Source organism: Brevundimonas sp. UBA7838, from assembly GCF_002500885.1.
GTDB lineage: Bacteria > Pseudomonadota > Alphaproteobacteria > Caulobacterales > Caulobacteraceae > Brevundimonas > Brevundimonas vesicularis_C.
In genome coordinates this window covers 26589-43451 of sequence record NZ_DLTK01000153.1, presented here as the reverse complement: position 1 = coordinate 43451, position 16863 = coordinate 26589, and the positions used below count along the sequence as shown (strand labels likewise).

At 65.8% G+C, this 16863-nt stretch carries 16 protein-coding genes and 2 tRNA genes; 9 read left to right on the top strand and 9 right to left on the bottom strand.

Annotated features, from left to right (window positions below):
• Positions 1 to 84: 84 nt before the first annotated feature.
• Positions 85 to 158: transfer RNA gene (locus B3T77_RS15965), tRNA-Gly, on the bottom strand.
• A gap of 81 nt (positions 159 to 239) precedes the next feature.
• A tRNA-Tyr gene (locus B3T77_RS15960) sits at positions 240 to 323 on the bottom strand.
• A gap of 149 nt (positions 324 to 472) precedes the next feature.
• Between B3T77_RS15960 and rlmB the strand changes: the two genes are divergently transcribed.
• Genes rlmB through B3T77_RS15945 form a run of 3 tightly spaced genes read left to right on the top strand, consistent with a single transcriptional unit; the run spans position 473 to position 2530 of the window.
• Positions 473 to 1357, top strand: a complete 885-nt coding sequence (rlmB, locus tag B3T77_RS15955) for a 23S rRNA (guanosine(2251)-2'-O)-methyltransferase RlmB (protein ID WP_292080851.1) — start codon at positions 473 to 475, stop codon at positions 1355 to 1357.
• A 31-nt stretch (positions 1358 to 1388) separates the two neighbouring features.
• Complete coding sequence (locus B3T77_RS15950) at positions 1389 to 2195, top strand: TerC family protein (RefSeq protein ID WP_055754934.1); 807 nt, start codon at positions 1389 to 1391, stop codon at positions 2193 to 2195.
• Entirely contained in the window at positions 2192 to 2530 is a 339-nt protein-coding gene (locus B3T77_RS15945) for a rhodanese-like domain-containing protein (RefSeq protein ID WP_292080848.1), read from the top strand. The genes B3T77_RS15950 and B3T77_RS15945 overlap by 4 nt, the downstream gene beginning before the upstream one ends.
• Here B3T77_RS15945 and B3T77_RS15940 read toward each other — a convergent pair whose 3' ends face one another.
• Genes B3T77_RS15940 through B3T77_RS15925 form a run of 4 tightly spaced genes read right to left on the bottom strand, consistent with a single transcriptional unit; the run spans position 2531 to position 6828 of the window.
• Positions 2531 to 3244 (bottom strand): 2OG-Fe(II) oxygenase, encoded by a 714-nt coding sequence (locus B3T77_RS15940; protein WP_292080847.1) that lies wholly within the window; start codon positions 3242 to 3244, stop codon positions 2531 to 2533.
• Between the two features lie 17 nt (positions 3245 to 3261).
• Positions 3262 to 4965 carry a methionine--tRNA ligase gene (gene metG / locus B3T77_RS15935; protein WP_292080845.1) on the bottom strand — a complete coding sequence of 568 codons (1704 nt, stop codon included), beginning with the start codon at positions 4963 to 4965 and terminating at the stop codon, positions 3262 to 3264.
• Positions 4966 to 5019: 54 nt separating this feature from the next.
• On the bottom strand, positions 5020 to 6378 hold the full coding sequence (locus B3T77_RS15930) for an MATE family efflux transporter (RefSeq protein WP_292080843.1): 1359 nt from the start codon (positions 6376 to 6378) through the stop codon (positions 5020 to 5022).
• Between the two features lie 51 nt (positions 6379 to 6429).
• Complete coding sequence (locus B3T77_RS15925) at positions 6430 to 6828, bottom strand: DUF1489 family protein (protein ID WP_045810585.1); 399 nt, start codon at positions 6826 to 6828, stop codon at positions 6430 to 6432.
• Between the two features lie 104 nt (positions 6829 to 6932).
• On the opposite strand from B3T77_RS15925, the gene B3T77_RS15920 reads away from it, so the two are divergent.
• Complete coding sequence (locus B3T77_RS15920) at positions 6933 to 7223, top strand: putative quinol monooxygenase (RefSeq protein ID WP_292080841.1); 291 nt, start codon at positions 6933 to 6935, stop codon at positions 7221 to 7223.
• Here B3T77_RS15920 and B3T77_RS15915 read toward each other — a convergent pair.
• Positions 7220 to 9181, bottom strand: a complete 1962-nt coding sequence (locus B3T77_RS15915; protein WP_292080840.1) for an acetyl/propionyl/methylcrotonyl-CoA carboxylase subunit alpha — start codon at positions 9179 to 9181, stop codon at positions 7220 to 7222. The two genes, B3T77_RS15920 and B3T77_RS15915, sit on opposite strands and share 4 nt — an antisense overlap.
• An 87-nt stretch (positions 9182 to 9268) precedes the next feature.
• Between B3T77_RS15915 and B3T77_RS15910 the strand changes: the two genes are divergently transcribed.
• Positions 9269 to 9880 (top strand): TIGR02466 family protein, encoded by a 612-nt coding sequence (locus B3T77_RS15910; protein ID WP_292080837.1) that lies wholly within the window; start codon positions 9269 to 9271, stop codon positions 9878 to 9880.
• A 35-nt stretch (positions 9881 to 9915) separates the two neighbouring features.
• Here B3T77_RS15910 and B3T77_RS15905 read toward each other — a convergent pair whose 3' ends face one another.
• Both B3T77_RS15905 and B3T77_RS15900 read right to left on the bottom strand, forming a co-directional pair.
• A complete protein-coding gene (locus B3T77_RS15905; RefSeq protein WP_292080835.1) occupies positions 9916 to 10815 on the bottom strand; it encodes an enoyl-CoA hydratase-related protein in 900 nt (299 codons plus the stop codon).
• Between the two features lie 50 nt (positions 10816 to 10865).
• Positions 10866 to 12458: a carboxyl transferase domain-containing protein gene (locus tag B3T77_RS15900; RefSeq protein WP_292080833.1), complete on the bottom strand. Its 1593-nt coding sequence runs from the start codon at positions 12456 to 12458 to the stop codon at positions 10866 to 10868.
• Positions 12459 to 12677: 219 nt separating this feature from the next.
• Between B3T77_RS15900 and rpsF the strand changes: the two genes are divergently transcribed.
• From rpsF to B3T77_RS15880, 4 genes are all read left to right on the top strand, one after another.
• Entirely contained in the window at positions 12678 to 13064 is a 387-nt protein-coding gene (gene rpsF / locus B3T77_RS15895) for a 30S ribosomal protein S6 (protein ID WP_026108635.1), read from the top strand.
• Between the two features lie 12 nt (positions 13065 to 13076).
• Entirely contained in the window at positions 13077 to 13355 is a 279-nt protein-coding gene (gene rpsR / locus B3T77_RS15890; protein ID WP_008259463.1) for a 30S ribosomal protein S18, read from the top strand.
• 1 nt (position 13356) lies between these two features.
• On the top strand, positions 13357 to 13941 hold the full coding sequence (rplI, locus tag B3T77_RS15885; protein WP_055754943.1) for a 50S ribosomal protein L9: 585 nt from the start codon (positions 13357 to 13359) through the stop codon (positions 13939 to 13941).
• A gap of 330 nt (positions 13942 to 14271) precedes the next feature.
• Positions 14272 to 16728 (top strand): TonB-dependent receptor plug domain-containing protein, encoded by a 2457-nt coding sequence (locus B3T77_RS15880; protein WP_292080831.1) that lies wholly within the window; start codon positions 14272 to 14274, stop codon positions 16726 to 16728.
• Positions 16729 to 16863 lie beyond the last annotated feature (135 nt).

Below are 16863 nucleotides of genomic sequence, written 5' to 3'. Positions count from 1 at the left end.
TTCGAACTTTTCCTTGGCCATGGCCAAACTCCTGATGGCCCGGGTCCGTCAGCGGAGGGGCGCGATGCTGATCTTTTAAAAACCTGGAGCGGGTAGACGGGATCGAACCGACATCCTCAGCTTGGAAGGCTGCTGCACTACCATTGTGCTATACCCGCGCGGAGACTGCGGAAGTTCTTTCGGAACGCCGCAGCCGGTTCCTCTCCGTCGTCCTGATCCGTCGTATCCGTCAAGGCGCGTGGTGGGGGAAGAAGGACTCGAACCTTCGAAGCTTACGCAGGGGATTTACAGTCCCCCCCCTTTGCCACTCGGGACATTCCCCCAGCGCGCCTTGTCGAACCGTCGGACCCCTCGTTTCCGCCCATAAAGAAGCGGGACGAAACAAAAGCCTTCGGCTTGTCGCCTCCTCTAGGATAGAGGGGGCGCCCAGACCCGAAAGCCCTTGGGGCTCCAAATCGGAGGGCGTCTTATAGTGTCGTCGAAATCAGAACGCAACGACCGTAAAAGCGGTAAAAAACCGGTCTTCGGAAACCGTCCCGATGGCCCCCGCGACAAGGGCCAAAAGCCCGCTGCGCAAGGGTTTGGCCGGCGCGAGGAAACTCCTCGCCAGCCCCGTTCGCCCGATCGGGGCAAGTCGGACGCCGATAATTTTCTGTGGGGCCGACATCCGGTTTTGGCCGCTCTGGCGAATCCCGCCCGTCGCGGCATGGGTCGTCTGCTGGCCACGGCCGAGCGCGCCGCCGAGATCGAGAACAATGCTCTCGCAAACGGCCATAAGATCGAGGTGGTCGATATCCAGGCCCTGACCCGGATGCTGCCCCCCGGCGCCGTGCATCAGGGACTGGCCTTCAAGGTCCAACCGCTGGAGGGCGTGTCGCTGGAAGAGCTGGCCGAGCCGGCTGAGGGCGTCATCGTCATGCTGGATCAGCTGACAGACCCCCAGAACGTGGGCGCCATCTTCCGATCGGCCCTGGCCTTCGGCGCGCGGGGGATCATCGTTCAGGACCGGCATGCTCCGGCCCTGGCCGGCGCCCTGGCCAAGGCGGCCGTCGGCGCCACCGAACGCCTGCCCCACGCCCGCGTCACAAATCTGTCCCGTGCGCTGGAGCGGCTGGCCGATCTGGGCTGGCGCGCGGTCGGCCTGGACGGGACGGGCGAACAGACGCTGGAAGAAGCGCTGGGTCATCAGCCGACCGTTCTGGTCATGGGGTCCGAAGGCGACGGCATCCGTCGTCTGGTCGCCGAACACTGCGACGTCCTGGCCAAGATCCCCATGCCGGGCGGATTCGAGAGCCTGAACGTCTCCAATGCTGCGGCGGTTGCGCTTTATGAAGCGGCGCGCGCGCAACGCGGCTGACAGAACGCCGCACCGAGGCTAAGGAGCGGAAATGGAATTCCTTTCGTCTCCCGAACTCGCCAGCCAGGCCACGGCCCTGGGCCAGGTCCTGCTGATGGATCTCGTCCTGGCCGGCGACAACGCCGTCGCCGTGGGCCTGGCCGCCGCCGCCCTGCCCCAGGACCAGCGCAAGAAGGCCATTCTGATCGGCCTGGCCGCCGCCGTCGTCATGCGAATCGGCTTTGCGCTGATCACCGTGCAACTGCTGGCCCTGGTCGGCCTGCTGCTGGCAGGCGGCCTGCTGTTGCTGTGGGTGTGCTGGAAGATGTGGCGCGAACTGCGCGAGCAGGCGACGCACGACCAGGCCGAGGCCGAAAAGGAACTCGAACTGGCCATGAGCATCGAGCACGGCTCTGGTCCGTCGCCCGAGGAACTGGGCCTGAAGCGCAAGAGCTTCGGCGCCGCCCTGCTTCAGATCATGGTCGCCGACATCACCATGTCGCTGGACAATGTGCTGGCCGTCGCCGGCGCGGCGCACGAACACCCCTGGATCATGGTCTTCGGGCTGGTCCTGTCGATCGCCCTGATGGGCGTCGCCGCCACCTATATCGCCAAGCTTCTGCACCGCTTCAGCTGGATCGGCTACATCGGTCTGGTCGTCGTCCTTTATGTCGCCCTGCACATGATCTGGGACGGCGCCCGTCAAGTGGTGGTGCGCACCGGCCATATGGACGAGTTCAACGCCTCGGCCCCCGCCTTCCTTGAGATCGGTCCCGAGGAGGCGGCCAAACATCTGGGCCAGAAGCGCACAGAGGACAGCCCGACGCCGGCGCCCGCCGAACCGACGGTCGCGCCATGACCGTCGCCACGGTCACCGTCGAAGACGCCGCCGCCTGGCTGCAGGCCGGCGAAGCGGTGCTGATCGATGTGCGCGAGCCGGACGAGTTCGCCGCCGCCCGCATCGACGGCGCGATCCTGGCCCCGCTCAGCCAGATGCCCGCCGCCTGGGAAGCGCTGGACCTTCCGGCCGACAAGAAGATCATCGTTCAATGCCTGAAGGGCGGCCGCAGCCACCAGGTCTGCGCCTTCGTCGGGCCGACCGGTCCCGAGGGCCAGCTGCTGTTCAACCTGACCGGCGGCATCCAGGCTTGGAATGCGGCGGGGCTTCCCGTCGTGTTCGCCGAGCAGGACTGATCAGCGACCGCGCAGCCAGCCGGTGACCGAAATCCGGTCCGCCGCCGCCGACAGTGCGACCTGCGTCACCGAATGGGGCGTCGGCACCTTCAGCAGATTCAGGGTGTTGAAACGCGGCGTGAAGGCCTCCGCCACATTGCCGTCGGCGCCATGGAAGGCCAGCAGGCCGCCCCACTCGATTCGCCAGGCCGGCGTCAGGTTCAGCACATAGGCGTAGAAGCGATTCTTGCCCTCGGCGTGATCGTCATGCTCGGTCAGAAAATGACCGGCGCGATAGCGGGTCAGTTGCGCATCGGCCAAGGCGAGCCGAGGCTCGCCGGTCACGTCTCGCATCAGACCCAGGAACGCCTCGCCGTTCACGAAGGCCGACAGATCGGACCATATCGGCGCCGCCTGCCCCGCCTGGACCAGATCGTAGATCGGGTGATTGTCATACAGATACTGGAAGTCGGTCTGGGCCGAGACCTGCACCGCCTGACCCAGCGCCTGTTTCTGATCCGGCGTCAGAGAAGCCAGCCAGGCGGCGGGCAGATCGACATGGCCGGTCCCGCGTCGCGTCACGACATTGTAATCGACGCGCGTCGCCGCGTCGTAGAGCGCCTGCGCGTCCGTGGGGGCCAGGACGCCGTCGATCTGCGCCCGCCCCGTGCGCGCCAACCGCTCACGAATGGCGGCGCGCGCTTCGTCGGTCAGGGACGTCAGGGTCGGCGTCATCGCTTATCCCCTTCGGATCAGGCGTCCGCGCCGCCGAAGCGTTCGGACCATTCCGCGACCTGGGCGTCCTCGATCTTGGCGAACAAGACGCCCTGAGCCTCGACCTTGCCGCCGACCGGCAGACGATTCAGCAAATCCTCGTCGGCGCCAGGCCAGCTCAAGTCGTCCACTCCAACCGACGCCGCGATCTTGGGCGCGGTGAACGGCAGGATCGGCGCGGCCAGACGCGCGAACAAGGCGACGAGATTCAGACCCGTGCGCACCCCCACCGCCGCGCGGTCGCGATCGGTCTTCAGCGCCGTCCAGGGCGCCGCGACCTGCAGATACTCGTTGCCCAGCACCCAGGCGGCGCGGATGGCGACGGCGGCCTTTCTGAACTCCATCGCTTCCAACTGTTCGGTCGCCTCGGCGACGGCGGCCTTGATGTCGGCCTCCAGCTGGATCTCGACCGGCCCGGCCTCGCCGCCCTCTGGCACCACGCCGTCAAACTTGGATTCCGCGAACTTGACGATGCGGTTGACGAAATTGCCCAGCACATCGGCCAGGTCCTTGTTGGTCGAGGCCTGGAAGTCCTCCCAGGTGAAGGCCGAATCCGCGTGCTCCGGCCCATAGGCCGTCAGGCGCCAGCGCCAGTAGTCGGCCGGCAGCAGCTCCAGCGCCTGATCCATGAAGACGCCGCGCTTCTGGCTGGTGGAGAACTTGCCGCCGTACCAGTTCAGCCAATTGAACGCCTTCAGCTGGTCCACCGTCTTCCACGGCTCGCCCGAGCCGATGATGGTCGCGGGGAAGCTGACGGTGTGGAAGGCGACGTTGTCCTTGCCCATGAACTGGACATAGCGAACGTCCTCAGCCCCCTCGTCCAGACGCCACCAGTCACGCCACGACGCGCCTGTCGCCTCGGCCCATTCCTCGGTCGCGGCGATGTATTCGATGGGGGCGTCGAACCAGACGTAGAAGACCTTGTCCTCCATGCCCGGGCGCGGGAAGCCGTCCTTGGTCACCGGTACGCCCCAGGCCAGGTCGCGGGTGATGCCCCGGTCGATCAGCCCCTCGTCCAAATGTTTGTAGGCGATGGACTTGGCCAACTGTTGCCAGCCTGTCTTGCCGTCGACCCAGGCGCGGATCTCGGGCTCGATCTTGGTCTGGAGCAGATAGAGGTGACGCGTATCGCGCACCTCAAGGTTCTTGGAGCCCGACACCGACGAATAGGGATCAATCAGGTCGGTCGGATCCAGCAGGCGTCCGCAGTTGTCGCACTGATCGCCGCGCGCGCCGACATGGCCGCAGTGCGGGCACGTCCCCTCGACATAGCGGTCGGGGAGGAAGCGGGCGTCGTCGATCGAATAGATCATCCGATCCACCCGCTCCTCGATCAGGCCGTTCTTCTCCAGCGCCTCGGCGAAATGCTGGGTTAGGCGATGGTTCTGCGGGTTCGACGACCGGCCGAACCAGTCGTAGCTGAGCCCGAAGGCCTGACCGGCGGCCTTCTGAATCTCGTGCTGCTCGTCGCAATAGGTGCGCACGTCCTGGCCGGCGGCGGCGGCGGCCAGCTCGGCCGGGGTGCCATGCTCGTCCGTAGCGCAGATATAGAGCACCTCATGACCCTGGGCCCGCTTGAACCGCGCCCAGACGTCGGCCGGCAACATCGAGCCCGCCAGATTCCCCAGGTGCTTGATGCCGTTGATGTAGGGCAGCGCCGAGGTGATGAGGATGCGGGCCATGATCGTCCAGGTGTTCGGGGAAGCGCAGGGATATAGAGCGGCGGCGCGTTTTCCTCAAACGCCTTGCGGCAGACGGCGCGCAATACGGATGAAACGCCCGGTCAGCAGGGTCGAGGACGCCAGGCTGGCGATCACCACGGCCCAAACGAGGCCGTTGACGCCCATCTGATGCGCCAGCACCCAGCCCAGCGGCATCATCACCGCGCCGTAGGCGGCGAAATGCATGATGGTGGGCCACCAGACATCGCCCGCCGCGCGGTTGGCCTGGGCCGCCACGACCTGAATGCCGTCCGCGACGAAGAACAGCGTCGCCAGCACCAGGGCCGGCGCCGCGATGGCCAGCAGGGCCGGATCGCGATTATAGGCGCCGACGATCAGATGGGCGCTGGGCCAAACCAGCAGGGCGACCACCAATGTCAGGGCCGTCACCACACCCAGCCCCACCAGCCCGGCGCGCATCACCCCTCGTCCTTCGCCGGCGCCATAACTGCGGCCCACCAGCACCGCCGTCGCCGACGACAGCCCCATCGGCAGCATGAAGACGATCGCCGAGACGTTCAGCACCACCGCCCAGGCCGCCGTCTCGGCCGTGCCGATCTGACCAGCGAAAAAAGTGAAGCCCGAAAAGGCCCCGACCTCGATGAAATAGGAGGCCCCGGCGCCCAGGCCGACCTTGACCTGTTCGCGCGCGGCCTCGGGATCGCGCTCGGGCTTGTCGAAGATGCCCAGCGCCCGCGCCTCGGGCAGACGCAGGATGTAGATCACCAGAAAGATCGCCAGCGCCGCCCGCGCCCCAAAGGTCGCCCAGGCCGAGGCGAAGGCGCCGTCGAAGCCGAAGCCGAGCAGGTCCGGGACCAGCACGATGTTCAGCACCAGATTGACCCCGTTCGCCACCCACATGGCCACCATGCCGGGCTTGGGCCGGCCCAGAGCCTCCAGGAAGAACTGGCCCGTCACCGAGATCAGATAGAAGGGCATGGACAGGGCGAACACCACCAGGGCAGGCCCCGCGCCCTCCGCCAGACCGTCCTCCAGCCCCAGCTTGCCCAGTCCCCACGGGCCAATGGCGATCAGGGCGATCATCGACACCACGCCGATCTGCAACGAATAGGTCAGGCCGCGACGCAGCACCGAGCCGACCGCGTGCCGACGCCCCTCGCCCAGCATCCGCGCCGTCATCACCTGCACGCCCAGCATCAGGCCCACCGCCGTCGTCACCACGATCGACGTCGGTGCCCAGGCCAGAGAATGGAACGCCAGTTCCTGGCTGGAATAGTTGCCCACCACGATGGCGTCGGTCAGCCCCATGGTCATGATGCCGATGCGCGCCAGGATCACCGGCCATGCCAGGTTCAGCAGGTCGCGGAAGGCGGTACGGGTCTGGGGGCTGAGCGCGATCATCGGACGCGGCACAGGCCACGCCGACTCGCCGGGGTCAACTCCCAAAAACTTTGAGGGCTTGGCCTACCATGCGCCCAGTTCGCGCAGCTGACGCACCAGTTCTTCCGGAGCCTCGCCAGCGTCGAGGTCGGTCAGATCGACCGGCGCATCTTTTGGCTCGAAATATCGCCAACCCTGGAAGGGACGCCGAGCCATGGGCGCGGTGCGAATGACTTTGGGTTCGAGCGTGATCTCGCATCGGCTCTGCTTGCCCTCGCCCAAGGTTGTGATGTCCAGCACCGGCTGTCGACAGACGATCGTTCCCTTCACCACCCAGTAAAGCGAGCCGCCGTCCTCGATCTCGGTCGCCCGTTTCGGTGTCATTCGCGTATGAACCACCAGCGGCCCGCCCTTGGCGGCGCGGGTTTCCAGCCATTCGACGTCCGGCACCCCGACGCCCAGCTTGATCATGTGAAGCGGCATGGCGACCACGTAGTGCCCCTTAAACGCATTGGCCAGATTCTTAATCTTAGAGGGCTAACCATCGGCTCGCGCCGCTCAGTTCGCCCAGCGCCTTTAGGACCAGTATGTACGGATTGATTACCCGCCTAACGGCCCATCCCGGCCGCCGCGACGAACTGGGCCTCTGCCTGCTGGATCCCAATGTGAAGCGACCGGGCTGCCACAGCTACGTCGTGGCGCACGATGTGAATGACGCCGACGCCCTGCTCGTCACAGAGGTCTGGATGAGCAAGGCCTCGCACGATGCCTGGTTCAACACGATCCGCGAATCCAGAGTGATGCGTCCGGCGCTCGGCCTGATCGCGCTATGGGGCGATACAATCGTGACGCGCCCGATCGGCGGCGTGGGGCTTTAGTTCGCCTTCACCACCGCCAGCACGGCCGCCTCGACGACCTGATCGCCAAGAGACGCGACGCTTTCCACCACGCCATCGAACGGCGCGGTCAGGGCATGTTCCATCTTCATGGCTTCCAGCACCACGACCGGCTGACCCTTGGTGACGGCGTCGCCGGCCTTGACCGGCGTCGCGACGATCTTGCCAGGCATGGGCGCGCGCAGCGAACCATCCGACACCGCGCCCGGGCCGGACCCCACGGCGGCGCGATAGGGCGTGACGCGACGCGCCTCGCCATCGACGAACAGGACGAAACCGTCGTCGATCGTCTGATAGCCGAACAGGCGATCCCCGGCCTGGACCTGATCGAACCCGACGTGGGCCAGTTCGCCCTGCGAACCGCGCCAACCCGTTTCGACCGGCGTCACCGCAGCGGACACGCCCTGACCGTCGACGTGAGCCCAGACGGTTGTCTGCGCCGCCGCATTCAGACGCACGCCATAGGACAGGCCCGGCTGGCCGCCCCAAGGGCTGAACCGGTCCGAACGCGCCTCGACCGCATCCGCCGCCGCTTCCGCAATCAGGGTCAGGGCCGCCAGCGTCGCTTCGTCGGACGGCTGCGGCTGCAACGCCGCCTCCTCCGCCGCGATGAAGCCCGTGTCCACGTCGCCCGCGACGAAGCGCGGATGCTCCAGGCAGCGCTTCAGGAAGCCGGCGTTGGCCTTGACCGGCCAGACCTCGACCTCGCCCGCCGCCTCGGCCAGACGCGCCGCCGCCGCCTCGCGCGTGTCCTCATGCACGATCAGCTTGGCGATCATCGGATCATAGAACTGGCTGACCTCGCCGCCCTGCTCCACGCCGGTATCGACGCGGATGCCTTCAGGCATGACGAAATGCTCCAGCTTGCCGATGGACGGCAGGAAGCCGTTGGCCGGATCCTCGGCATAGAGGCGCGCCTCCATGGCCCAGCCGTTCAGATGAATCTCGGCCTGCTTCAACGGGATGGGCTCGCCCGCCGCGACGCGGAACTGCCACTCGACCAGATCGACGCCCGTCACGCTCTCGGTCACGGGATGCTCGACCTGTAGCCGGGTGTTCATCTCCATGAACCAGACCCCATCCGCCTTCAGCCCGTCCGAGGCGTCGGCGATGAACTCGATCGTCCCGGCCCCGACGTAGTTGACCGCCCGGGCCGCCTTGATCGCGGCCCCGGTCACGGCGGCGCGCACGGCCTCGCTCATGCCCGGCGCGGGCGCCTCTTCGATCACCTTCTGGTGGCGGCGTTGCAGCGAACAGTCGCGCTCATAAAGGTGGACGACCTCGCCGTGCTTGTCGCCGAACACCTGCACCTCGATGTGGCGTGGGCGGGTGATGTAGCGTTCAATCAGAACCCGGTCGTCGCCGAAGGCCGCTGCCCCCTCGCGCTTGGCGCTGGCCAGACCGGCGGCGAAATCGGCCGGATCATCGACCCGTTTCATCCCCTTGCCGCCGCCGCCCGCGACCGCCTTGATCAGCACCGGATAGCCGATCCGCGCCGCCTCGGCCGTCAGGGTTTCCTCCGACTGATCCGCGCCCTGATAGCCCGGCGTCACCGGCACCCCGGCCTGGATCATCAGCTCCTTGGCCGCGTCCTTCAAGCCCATGGCGCGAATTGAGGACGGGTCCGGCCCGATCCAGATCAGGCCCGCCGCCGCGACGGCCTCGGCGAAGTCGGCGTTCTCGCTCAGGAAGCCATATCCGGGGTGGATCGCCTCGGCCCCCGTCGCCTTGGCCGCCGCCAGCACCTTGGCGCCGTCCAGATAGGATTCGCGCGCCGCCGCCGGTCCGATCAGCACCGCCTCGTCGGCCTCGCGCACATGCAGGGCGTTGGCGTCCGCCTCGGAATAGACGGCGATGGTGCGAATCCCCATCCGCTTGGCGGTGCGGAAGACACGGCAGGCGATTTCGCCGCGATTGGCGACAAGGACGGACTTGAACATGAAGCGGTCTTAGCCGGATCGTGCGCATCAGGCGAGAGGCAGAGCACGACCCTTCTCACGCGACGCGGCAGGCGTTAAGCCCCTTCCATGTCCCTGCGCCCCCTCTTCGTCACCCAGGTCTATGAAGCCTCCCTCGCCGCCGGCCGTGGCTGGTCCGACTTCAACGCACAGCTGATCGACGTCATCCGGATGATGGCCGAGGAGGACGAGGCCGGCCGCCGGTGGTGCAAGGCCAACGCCTATCGCGGCTACACCTCCTACGGATCGCTGAACGACCTGCCCCAGCGGTTCCCCGAGTTCGCGGAGCTGAAGCGCCATCTGGATCGCCATGCCGTCGCCTACGCCAAGGCGCTGAACTTCGACCTGGCCCGCAAACCCCGCCTCGACAATTTGTGGGTCAACATCTTGAAGCCCGGCGGCGGCCATACGGGTCACATCCACCCGCACGCCTTCTTGTCCGGCACCGTCTATATCGACGTGCCAGACGGCGCCTCATCGCTAAAGCTGGAAGATCCCCGCCTGCCCTTCATGATGGCCCGACCGTCGGTGACGGATGAGGCGAGCGAGGCCGAGCGGCCGTTCGTCTATCTGCAGCCTCAGGCAGGCACGGTGCTGATGTGGGAAAGCTGGCTGCGGCACGAGGTGCCGACCAATCTGGCCAAGGCCGACCGGATTTCGATCAGCTTCAACTACGCGTGAAATCGGCCGCCGTTTCCGGCGACCGATCAGCGCAATCAGACCGTCCAGCTGGCCTTGCGCTTTTCCAGGAAGGCGGCGACGCCCTCGCGGCCTTCGTCCGACACGCGGGCGCGGGCGATGCGTTTGGCGGTTTCGTCCATCAGACCGTTGTCGATCTTGTGGTGGGCGATGTCGTTGACCAAGCGCTTGGCCTCGCCCATCGCGCCCGGCGCATTGTTGGTCAGGCTGTCGCTCAGCATCGAGATGAACTCGTCCACCGATCCTTCGGGCAGAACCAGGTCGATCAGGCCGGCATGGGCGGCGTAGTCGGCGTCGAAGGCGTTGGCGGTCAGGAACAACTGGCGGGCGCGGCGCGCGCCGACGGCCTCGATGACATAGGGGGCGATGGTCGCCGGGATCAGACCCAGCTTGACTTCAGAGAAGGCGAAGCGCGCCCCCTCGACCGCCACGGCCATGTCGCAGGCGGCGACGATGCCCGCTCCGCCGCCCATGGCGTTGCCCTCGACCACAGCCACCGTCAGGGCGGGAATGTCATGCAGGGCCTTCAGCATTTTCGCCAGGCCCATGGCGTCTTCGCGGTTATCGCTCTCGGACCAGCCGGCGGCGTCGCGCATCCAGTTCAGATCGGCCCCGGCGCTGAAGGTGCCGCCCGCCCCCCGAATAAAGACGGCTCGCACCCGGTCCGCGCCATGCAGCGTTTCGAACGCCTCATGCAGGGCCGCGATGGTCGCCGCGTCGAAGGCGTTCTTCTTGGCCGGACGGTTGATGGTGACGAAGACGACGCCCTCGGTGGTCGAATCGATCTGCACCAGATCGTCGTCGGCGTCCGGCGCCGCATCGGGCACCAGCGGCTGGGCGATGCTGTTGATCTCGGCCGCCTCGGCGTCGGTGACGTCCAGGGCGTTGAGGTCGGCTTCGGTCGGTTGATCGGCCATGGGGGTCTCCAAACTGCGTGTCCGCTCACAACGAGGCGCGGACCAATAGGTTACATCCGGAACAGGCCGAACGTCGTCTCCGGGATGGGGGCGTTCAGGCTGGCGCTGATGGCCAGGCCCAGCACATCACGGGTCTGGGCCGGATCGATGACGCCGTCGTCCCACAGGCGGGCGGTGGCGTAATAGGGATTGCCCTCGTCCTCATACTTCTGGCGGATGGGCGCCTTGAAGGCCTCGGCGTCGTCCGCGCTCCAGGTCTCGGCGTCGCGGTGCACGGTCGCCAAGACGCTGGCGGCCTGCTCGCCGCCCATGACCCCGATCCGGCTGTTAGGCCAGGTGAACAGGAAGCGCGGCGAATAGGCCCGGCCGCACATGCCATAGTTCCCCGCGCCGAAACTGCCGCCGATCAGAACAGTGAACTTGGGCACTTCGGCCGAGGCCACGGCCGTCACAAGCTTGGCGCCGTCCTTGGCGATGCCGCCCGCCTCATATTTGCCGCCGACCATGAAGCCCGAGATGTTCTGCAGGAACAGCAGCGGAATCTTGCGCTTGCAGGCCAGTTCGATGAAGTGCGCGCCCTTCTGGGCGCTCTCGGAAAAGATGACGCCGTTGTTGGCCAGGATGGCGACCGGATAGCCCCAGATGCGCGCGAACCCACACACCAGGGTCGAGCCGTACAGGCTCTTGAACTCGTCGAACTCCGACCCGTCCACCAGCCGGGCGATGACCTCGCGCACATCATAGGGCGCGCGCACGTCGTCGGGGATCAGACCGTACAGCTCCTCCGCGTTAAAGGCCGGCGCGCGCGGTTCGCGCACATCCATATCGACGGCCTTGGTCGTGTTTAGATTGGCGACGATGGAGCGCACGATTTCCAGCGCGTGCTCATCGTTCTCGGCGACATGATCGACCACGCCCGAGCGACGGCCGTGGGTTTCGGCCCCGCCCAGCTCCTCCGCCGAAATGACCTCGCCGGTTGCGGCCTTCACCAGCGGCGGGCCGGCCAGGAAGATGGCGCCCTGGTTCCTGACGATGATCGTCTCGTCCGACATGGCCGGCACATAGGCCCCGCCGGCGGTGGACAGGCCCATGACGCAGGCGATCTGGGCGATGCCCTTGGCGCTCATCCGGGCCTGGTTGAAAAAGATGCGGCCGAAATGGTCGCGGTCGGGAAACACCTCGGCCTGGTGCGGCAGATTGGCCCCGCCGCTATCGACCAGATAGACGCACGGCAGGCGGTTCTGCTCGGCGATCTCCTGAGCGCGCAGGTGCTTCTTCACCGTCATGGGGAAGTAGGCGCCGCCCTTCACCGTGGGATCATTGCAGACGATCATGACCTCGCGGCCCGAAACGCGGCCGATGCCGGCGATGACGCCCGCCGCCGGGGCCTCGCCGTCATACATGTCGTGCGCAGCCAGTTGCCCGATCTCCAGGAAGGGCGAGCCGGGATCCAGCAGGCGCTCGACGCGGTCGCGCGGCAACAGTTTGCCGCGAGCGACGTGACGGTCGCGCGACTTGTCGGACCCGCCGCGCGCGGCCTTGGCCACATGGTTGCGCAACTCGGCGACCAGGGCGCTGTTGTGCGCGTGCAGGGACTTGTATTTTTGGCTTTGCGGATCGACCGCAGACGTCAGCTTCGGCATGGGGCTGGTTTAGGCGGGGTCGAGGGGCGCCACAAGCGTCTGCCGCCATCCTTGCTTCCTCGTCCCTTTTCGCCTATAGGCCCCGCCTTTCCAGGGCTTCGGTCTTGTCGCGGAGCACCAAAGGGTTGGACGTTCGGTCCGGCCGCCGCGCCAGGAGCCATCGTGGAGACCGACTTACCCGGTCGTTTCCGCGCCGACGCCCACAAGGGAGACTACCGCATGGCTCTTTACGAGCACACGGTCATGACGCGCCAGGATATCTCGGCGCAACAGGCCGAAGCGCTAAATGACACCATCAAGGATCTGATCGTCGCCGGTGGCGGCTCGGTCGCAAAGATCGAATACTGGGGTCTGCGCAACCTGACCTACCGCGTGAAGAAGAACCGCAAGGCTCACTATTCGCTGCTGGCCGTCGACGCCCCTCCGGCCGCCATGGCCGAAGTCGAGCGTCAGCTGTCGATCAACGAAGACGTGCTGCGCTGGCTGACCGTTCGCGTCGAGGAACTCGACCTGGAACTGTCGCCGCTGCTGGCCCGCCGCGAGCGTGAACGCGAGCGTGAGCGCGAGCGCACCCCGCGCGACGACGCCGCCGCCGACGCCGAATAAGGAACCCGGAACATGACCGATACCACCGCCCCGACCCCGGGCGCACCGGCGGGCTCCGGCGCCGCCGGCCGCCGCCCCTTCTATCGTCGCCGCAAGGTCTGCCCGTTCTCGGGCGCCAATGCGCCGAAGATCGACTACAAGGACGTCAAGCTGCTGCAGCGTTACGTCTCCGAACGCGGCAAGATCGTGCCTTCGCGCATCACCGCCGTCTCCCAGAAGAAGCAGCGTGAACTGGCCAAGGCCATCAAGCGCGCTCGCTATCTGGCCCTCCTGCCTTACGTGGTGAAGTGAGATGAAGGTCGTTCTGCTTGAACGCGTCGAGAATCTCGGCGCCATCGGCGACGTCGTGTCCGTCAAGGACGGCTTCGCCCGTAACTTCCTTCTGCCGCGCGACAAGGCCCGCCGGGCCACCGCCGCCAACCTGAAGGCGTTCGAACTCGACCGCGCCGCCATCGAGCAGCGCAACGAGAAGAACAAGGCCGATGCACAGAAGGTCGCCGACAAGATCGACGGCCAGACCTACGTCATGATCCGACAGGCCGGTGAAACCGGTCACCTGTACGGTTCGGTCGCCGGTCGCGACGTCGCCGAGGCCATCCAGGCCGAAGGCGGCAAGGTCGAGCGCTCGCAGGTCGTCCTGAACACGGCGATCAAGAGCCTGGGCGTCCACGAAGTGCCGGTTCGCCTGCACGCCGAGGTCCGCGCCACGGTCAAGATCAACATCGCCCGCTCGATGGACGAGGCCGAGCGCCAAGCCAAGGGCGAGGACGTGATCCGCAGCCAGTTCGACGATGAGCGCCAGGCCGCCGAGCAATCGGCCCAGGAACTGATCGAAGGCGGCGCCGGTCAACAAGAAGGCTTCGGCGACGAAGCCTGATCCGACCGGATCCCAAACGACATCAAGGGCGCGTCTCGCAAGGGACGCGCCCTTTTTGCTGCGCGTGAACGGCATCCACCGCACGGCCGATCGTCACCTTGACCTATGACAAGATTACAACAAACCCAGATCATTGATCTCTCAAATGGATGTCTAGACATTAAGCTTGCTTGACGTCGTCACATTGCGGTCACAGCCTGCAATTGAGGCCTGCGTTTCGATTATACGCGCAAGATTATTGCGCTTTTCGAGACGCCGACCGAGGGCGACGGCATGACGGCCTGCCGAGCGCCGACACAGAGGGCTGTCGTGCATCGTCGGGGACTATCAATGAAAATCGGATACGGTCGTCAGGCCCTGTTGGCCTTTGCCTCCACCAGCGCGCTCTTCATCGCCTCATCGGCGTTCGCCCAGACCACTCCTCCGCCAAGCGAAGCCACCGATGTCGATGAGATCGTCGTCACCGGCACGCGCACCGTCGGTCGCAGCCGGCTCGACAGCGTCGCGCCCGTCGATGTCATCACCGGCGAAACTCTGGCGAAACAGGGCACCGGCACAGAATTGGCCGCCGCCCTCGCCGCCACCGCCCCCTCCATCAACTTCCCTCGTCCCGCCATTTCCGACGGCTCGGATCACGTTCGTCCGGCAACCCTGCGCGGTCTTGCTCCTGACCAGACCCTTGTCCTGATCAACGGTCAGCGCGGCCATGTCGGCGCCCTGGTTAACGTCAACGGCGCGCTTGGCCGTGGCTCCACAGCCTTCGATCTGAATACGATTCCTTCGATCAGCCTTGGCTCGGTCGAAGTCCTGCGTGACGGCGCTTCGGCGCAGTACGGCGCCGACGCCATCGCCGGTGTCATCAATCTGCGTCTGCGCCAGGCGTCGACCGGCGGCGGCATCACCGCCAACTACGGTATCTACGACACCGATTTCACGACCGCGCGCGGCGAGCACAGCCGCCGCGACGGCGAACAGACCTCGCTCGCCGGCTGGATCGGCCTGCCCCTGTTTGGCGACGGCTTCCTGACCCTTTCGGGCGAAGTCCAGAAACGCCAGCCCACCAATCGCTCCGACTACGCGGCGACCACCGCCGTCAACGGAGGCAGTGCGACCACCGTCATCGGTCGCTTCGGCGATCCCTATACAGAAGCCTACACCGGCTATTTCAACGCCGGCAAACCGCTTGGCGGCGAATGGGAAGCCTACGCCTTCGGCGGCTATCAAAAGCGCAAGTCCGAGGCTGCGGCGACGGCCCGCGCTTTCAACAACTCCAACAACGTCACCGCCATCTATCCCAATGGCTTCTTGCCGATCATCGCCGCCGACATCGACGACTACAATATCTACGGCGGCCTGAAAGGCCCCGCCGCCGGCTTCGACTGGGACATCTCAATCGGGTACGGCCGAAACGAGTTGGACTATCGCGTCCTGAACTCCCTGAACGCCTCCTATGGCGCCGCCTCCCAGACCCAGTTCGACGCCGGCGGCCTCAGCTACGGTCAACTGACCATCGGCGTGGATGCGGTGAAACAGATCGAAGCGAACCTGTATGAACCGCTCAACGTCGCCTTGGGAGTCGAATACCGACGCGAGGACTTCAACGTCACCGCAGGCGAGCCGACATCCTACAACAAGGGCCCCGTCACGGCCGGCGGCGCCGGATCGCAGGGCTTCCCTGGCTTTGCGCCATCCAATGCGGTCGATGTCGATCGCAACAACATCAGCGCTTACATCGACCTGGAGGGCAAATTCTCCGAACAGTTCAGTGTCGGTCTGGCCGGGCGCTACGAGGACTATTCCGATTTCGGCGATCAGTTCACGGGCAAGATTTCGGGACGCTACGACTTCACCGAGGCCTTCGCCCTGCGTGGCGCCATTTCGACGGGCTTCAAATCGCCAGCCCTTCAGCAACAGTACTTCAGCTACATCGCCACCAACCTTGTCGCCACAGCGGGCGGCGTGGTGCTGCAGCAGAACGGCTCGTACCGGGTCGACGATCCTATCGCGATCGCCCTGGGCTCAAAGCCGCTGGAGCCCGAGACCTCGACCAACTACTCGCTCGGCGCGGTCTTCCGACATGAAGGCTTCGAACTGACGGTGGACACCTACCGCATCGATGTCGCTGACCGGATCATCTATTCCGAGACGCTCGGCGTGTCGCGGCCCAGCCAGACGGCGCAATCCACGGCTGCCATTCAGGCTCTGCTCGCTCCGTTCGGCGTGACCGGCGCGCGGTTCTTCCTGAACGGTGTGGACACCTCGACCAGCGGCGTCGATGTCGTGGCGCGCTATCGGACGCAGCAGGATTTCGGGCGGTTCGATTTCACACTGGCGGGCAACTTCAACTCCACCGAAGTGACCAAGACGCCAGCGGTTCCCAGCAACCTCGCCATTGCCCCGTCCGACGCCTTCCTCTTCGACCGCTCTTCCAAACTGTCGTTTGAGCAAGGCACGCCGGAACAGAAGATTGTCGCCAGCGTGGACTGGTCGCTGGGCGACTTCGGTGCGACCTTGAAGGGCACCAGCTACGACAGCGTTCTGGTCGCCAACAACAACGCCGCCCTGGACTACGAAACGGGCGACGCGCTGCTGGTGGATCTGGAGGGCCGCTACACCCTGCCGTTCGGCGTCTCGCTCGCTGTCGGCGTGAACAACCTGACCGACGAATATCCAACAGCCACGCCGACAAACATTAACGGCGCGACCGGTTCGGTGGGCTACCCGAGCTACTCGCCTTACGGCTTCAACGGCCGCTTCTTCTACGGCCGTCTGAGCTACAACTTCTAAGCCAACTGATATCCCACTCGAATGGGGCGTTCTTCGGAGCGCCCCATTTTGCGTGGCAATAGATTTCCTACTGACTGCCGCAACAAAACATGGCCGCCTGCGTCGATTGACCCGCCGCACCTTCGCCCTGATATG

Excerpts from the sequence above, each read along its gene's own strand:
- B3T77_RS15950 (WP_055754934.1), top strand. The coding sequence starts at position 1,389 with ATGGAATTCCTTTCGTCTCCCGAACTCGCCAGCCAGGCCACGGCCCTG.
- B3T77_RS15945 (WP_292080848.1), top strand. The coding sequence starts at position 2,192 with ATGACCGTCGCCACGGTCACCGTCGAAGACGCCGCCGCCTGGCTGCAG.
- B3T77_RS15940 (WP_292080847.1), bottom strand. The coding sequence starts at position 3,244 with ATGACGCCGACCCTGACGTCCCTGACCGACGAAGCGCGCGCCGCCATT.
- metG (WP_292080845.1), bottom strand. The coding sequence starts at position 4,965 with ATGGCCCGCATCCTCATCACCTCGGCGCTGCCCTACATCAACGGCATC.
- B3T77_RS15925 (WP_045810585.1), bottom strand. The coding sequence starts at position 6,828 with ATGCCGCTTCACATGATCAAGCTGGGCGTCGGGGTGCCGGACGTCGAA.
- B3T77_RS15920 (WP_292080841.1), top strand. The coding sequence starts at position 6,933 with ATGTACGGATTGATTACCCGCCTAACGGCCCATCCCGGCCGCCGCGAC.
- B3T77_RS15915 (WP_292080840.1), bottom strand. The coding sequence starts at position 9,181 with ATGTTCAAGTCCGTCCTTGTCGCCAATCGCGGCGAAATCGCCTGCCGT.
- B3T77_RS15910 (WP_292080837.1), top strand. The coding sequence starts at position 9,269 with ATGTCCCTGCGCCCCCTCTTCGTCACCCAGGTCTATGAAGCCTCCCTC.
- B3T77_RS15905 (WP_292080835.1), bottom strand. The coding sequence starts at position 10,815 with ATGGCCGATCAACCGACCGAAGCCGACCTCAACGCCCTGGACGTCACC.
- B3T77_RS15900 (WP_292080833.1), bottom strand. The coding sequence starts at position 12,458 with ATGCCGAAGCTGACGTCTGCGGTCGATCCGCAAAGCCAAAAATACAAG.
- rpsF (WP_026108635.1), top strand. The coding sequence starts at position 12,678 with ATGGCTCTTTACGAGCACACGGTCATGACGCGCCAGGATATCTCGGCG.
- rpsR (WP_008259463.1), top strand. The coding sequence starts at position 13,077 with ATGACCGATACCACCGCCCCGACCCCGGGCGCACCGGCGGGCTCCGGC.
- rplI (WP_055754943.1), top strand. The coding sequence starts at position 13,357 with ATGAAGGTCGTTCTGCTTGAACGCGTCGAGAATCTCGGCGCCATCGGC.
- B3T77_RS15880 (WP_292080831.1), top strand. The coding sequence starts at position 14,272 with ATGAAAATCGGATACGGTCGTCAGGCCCTGTTGGCCTTTGCCTCCACC.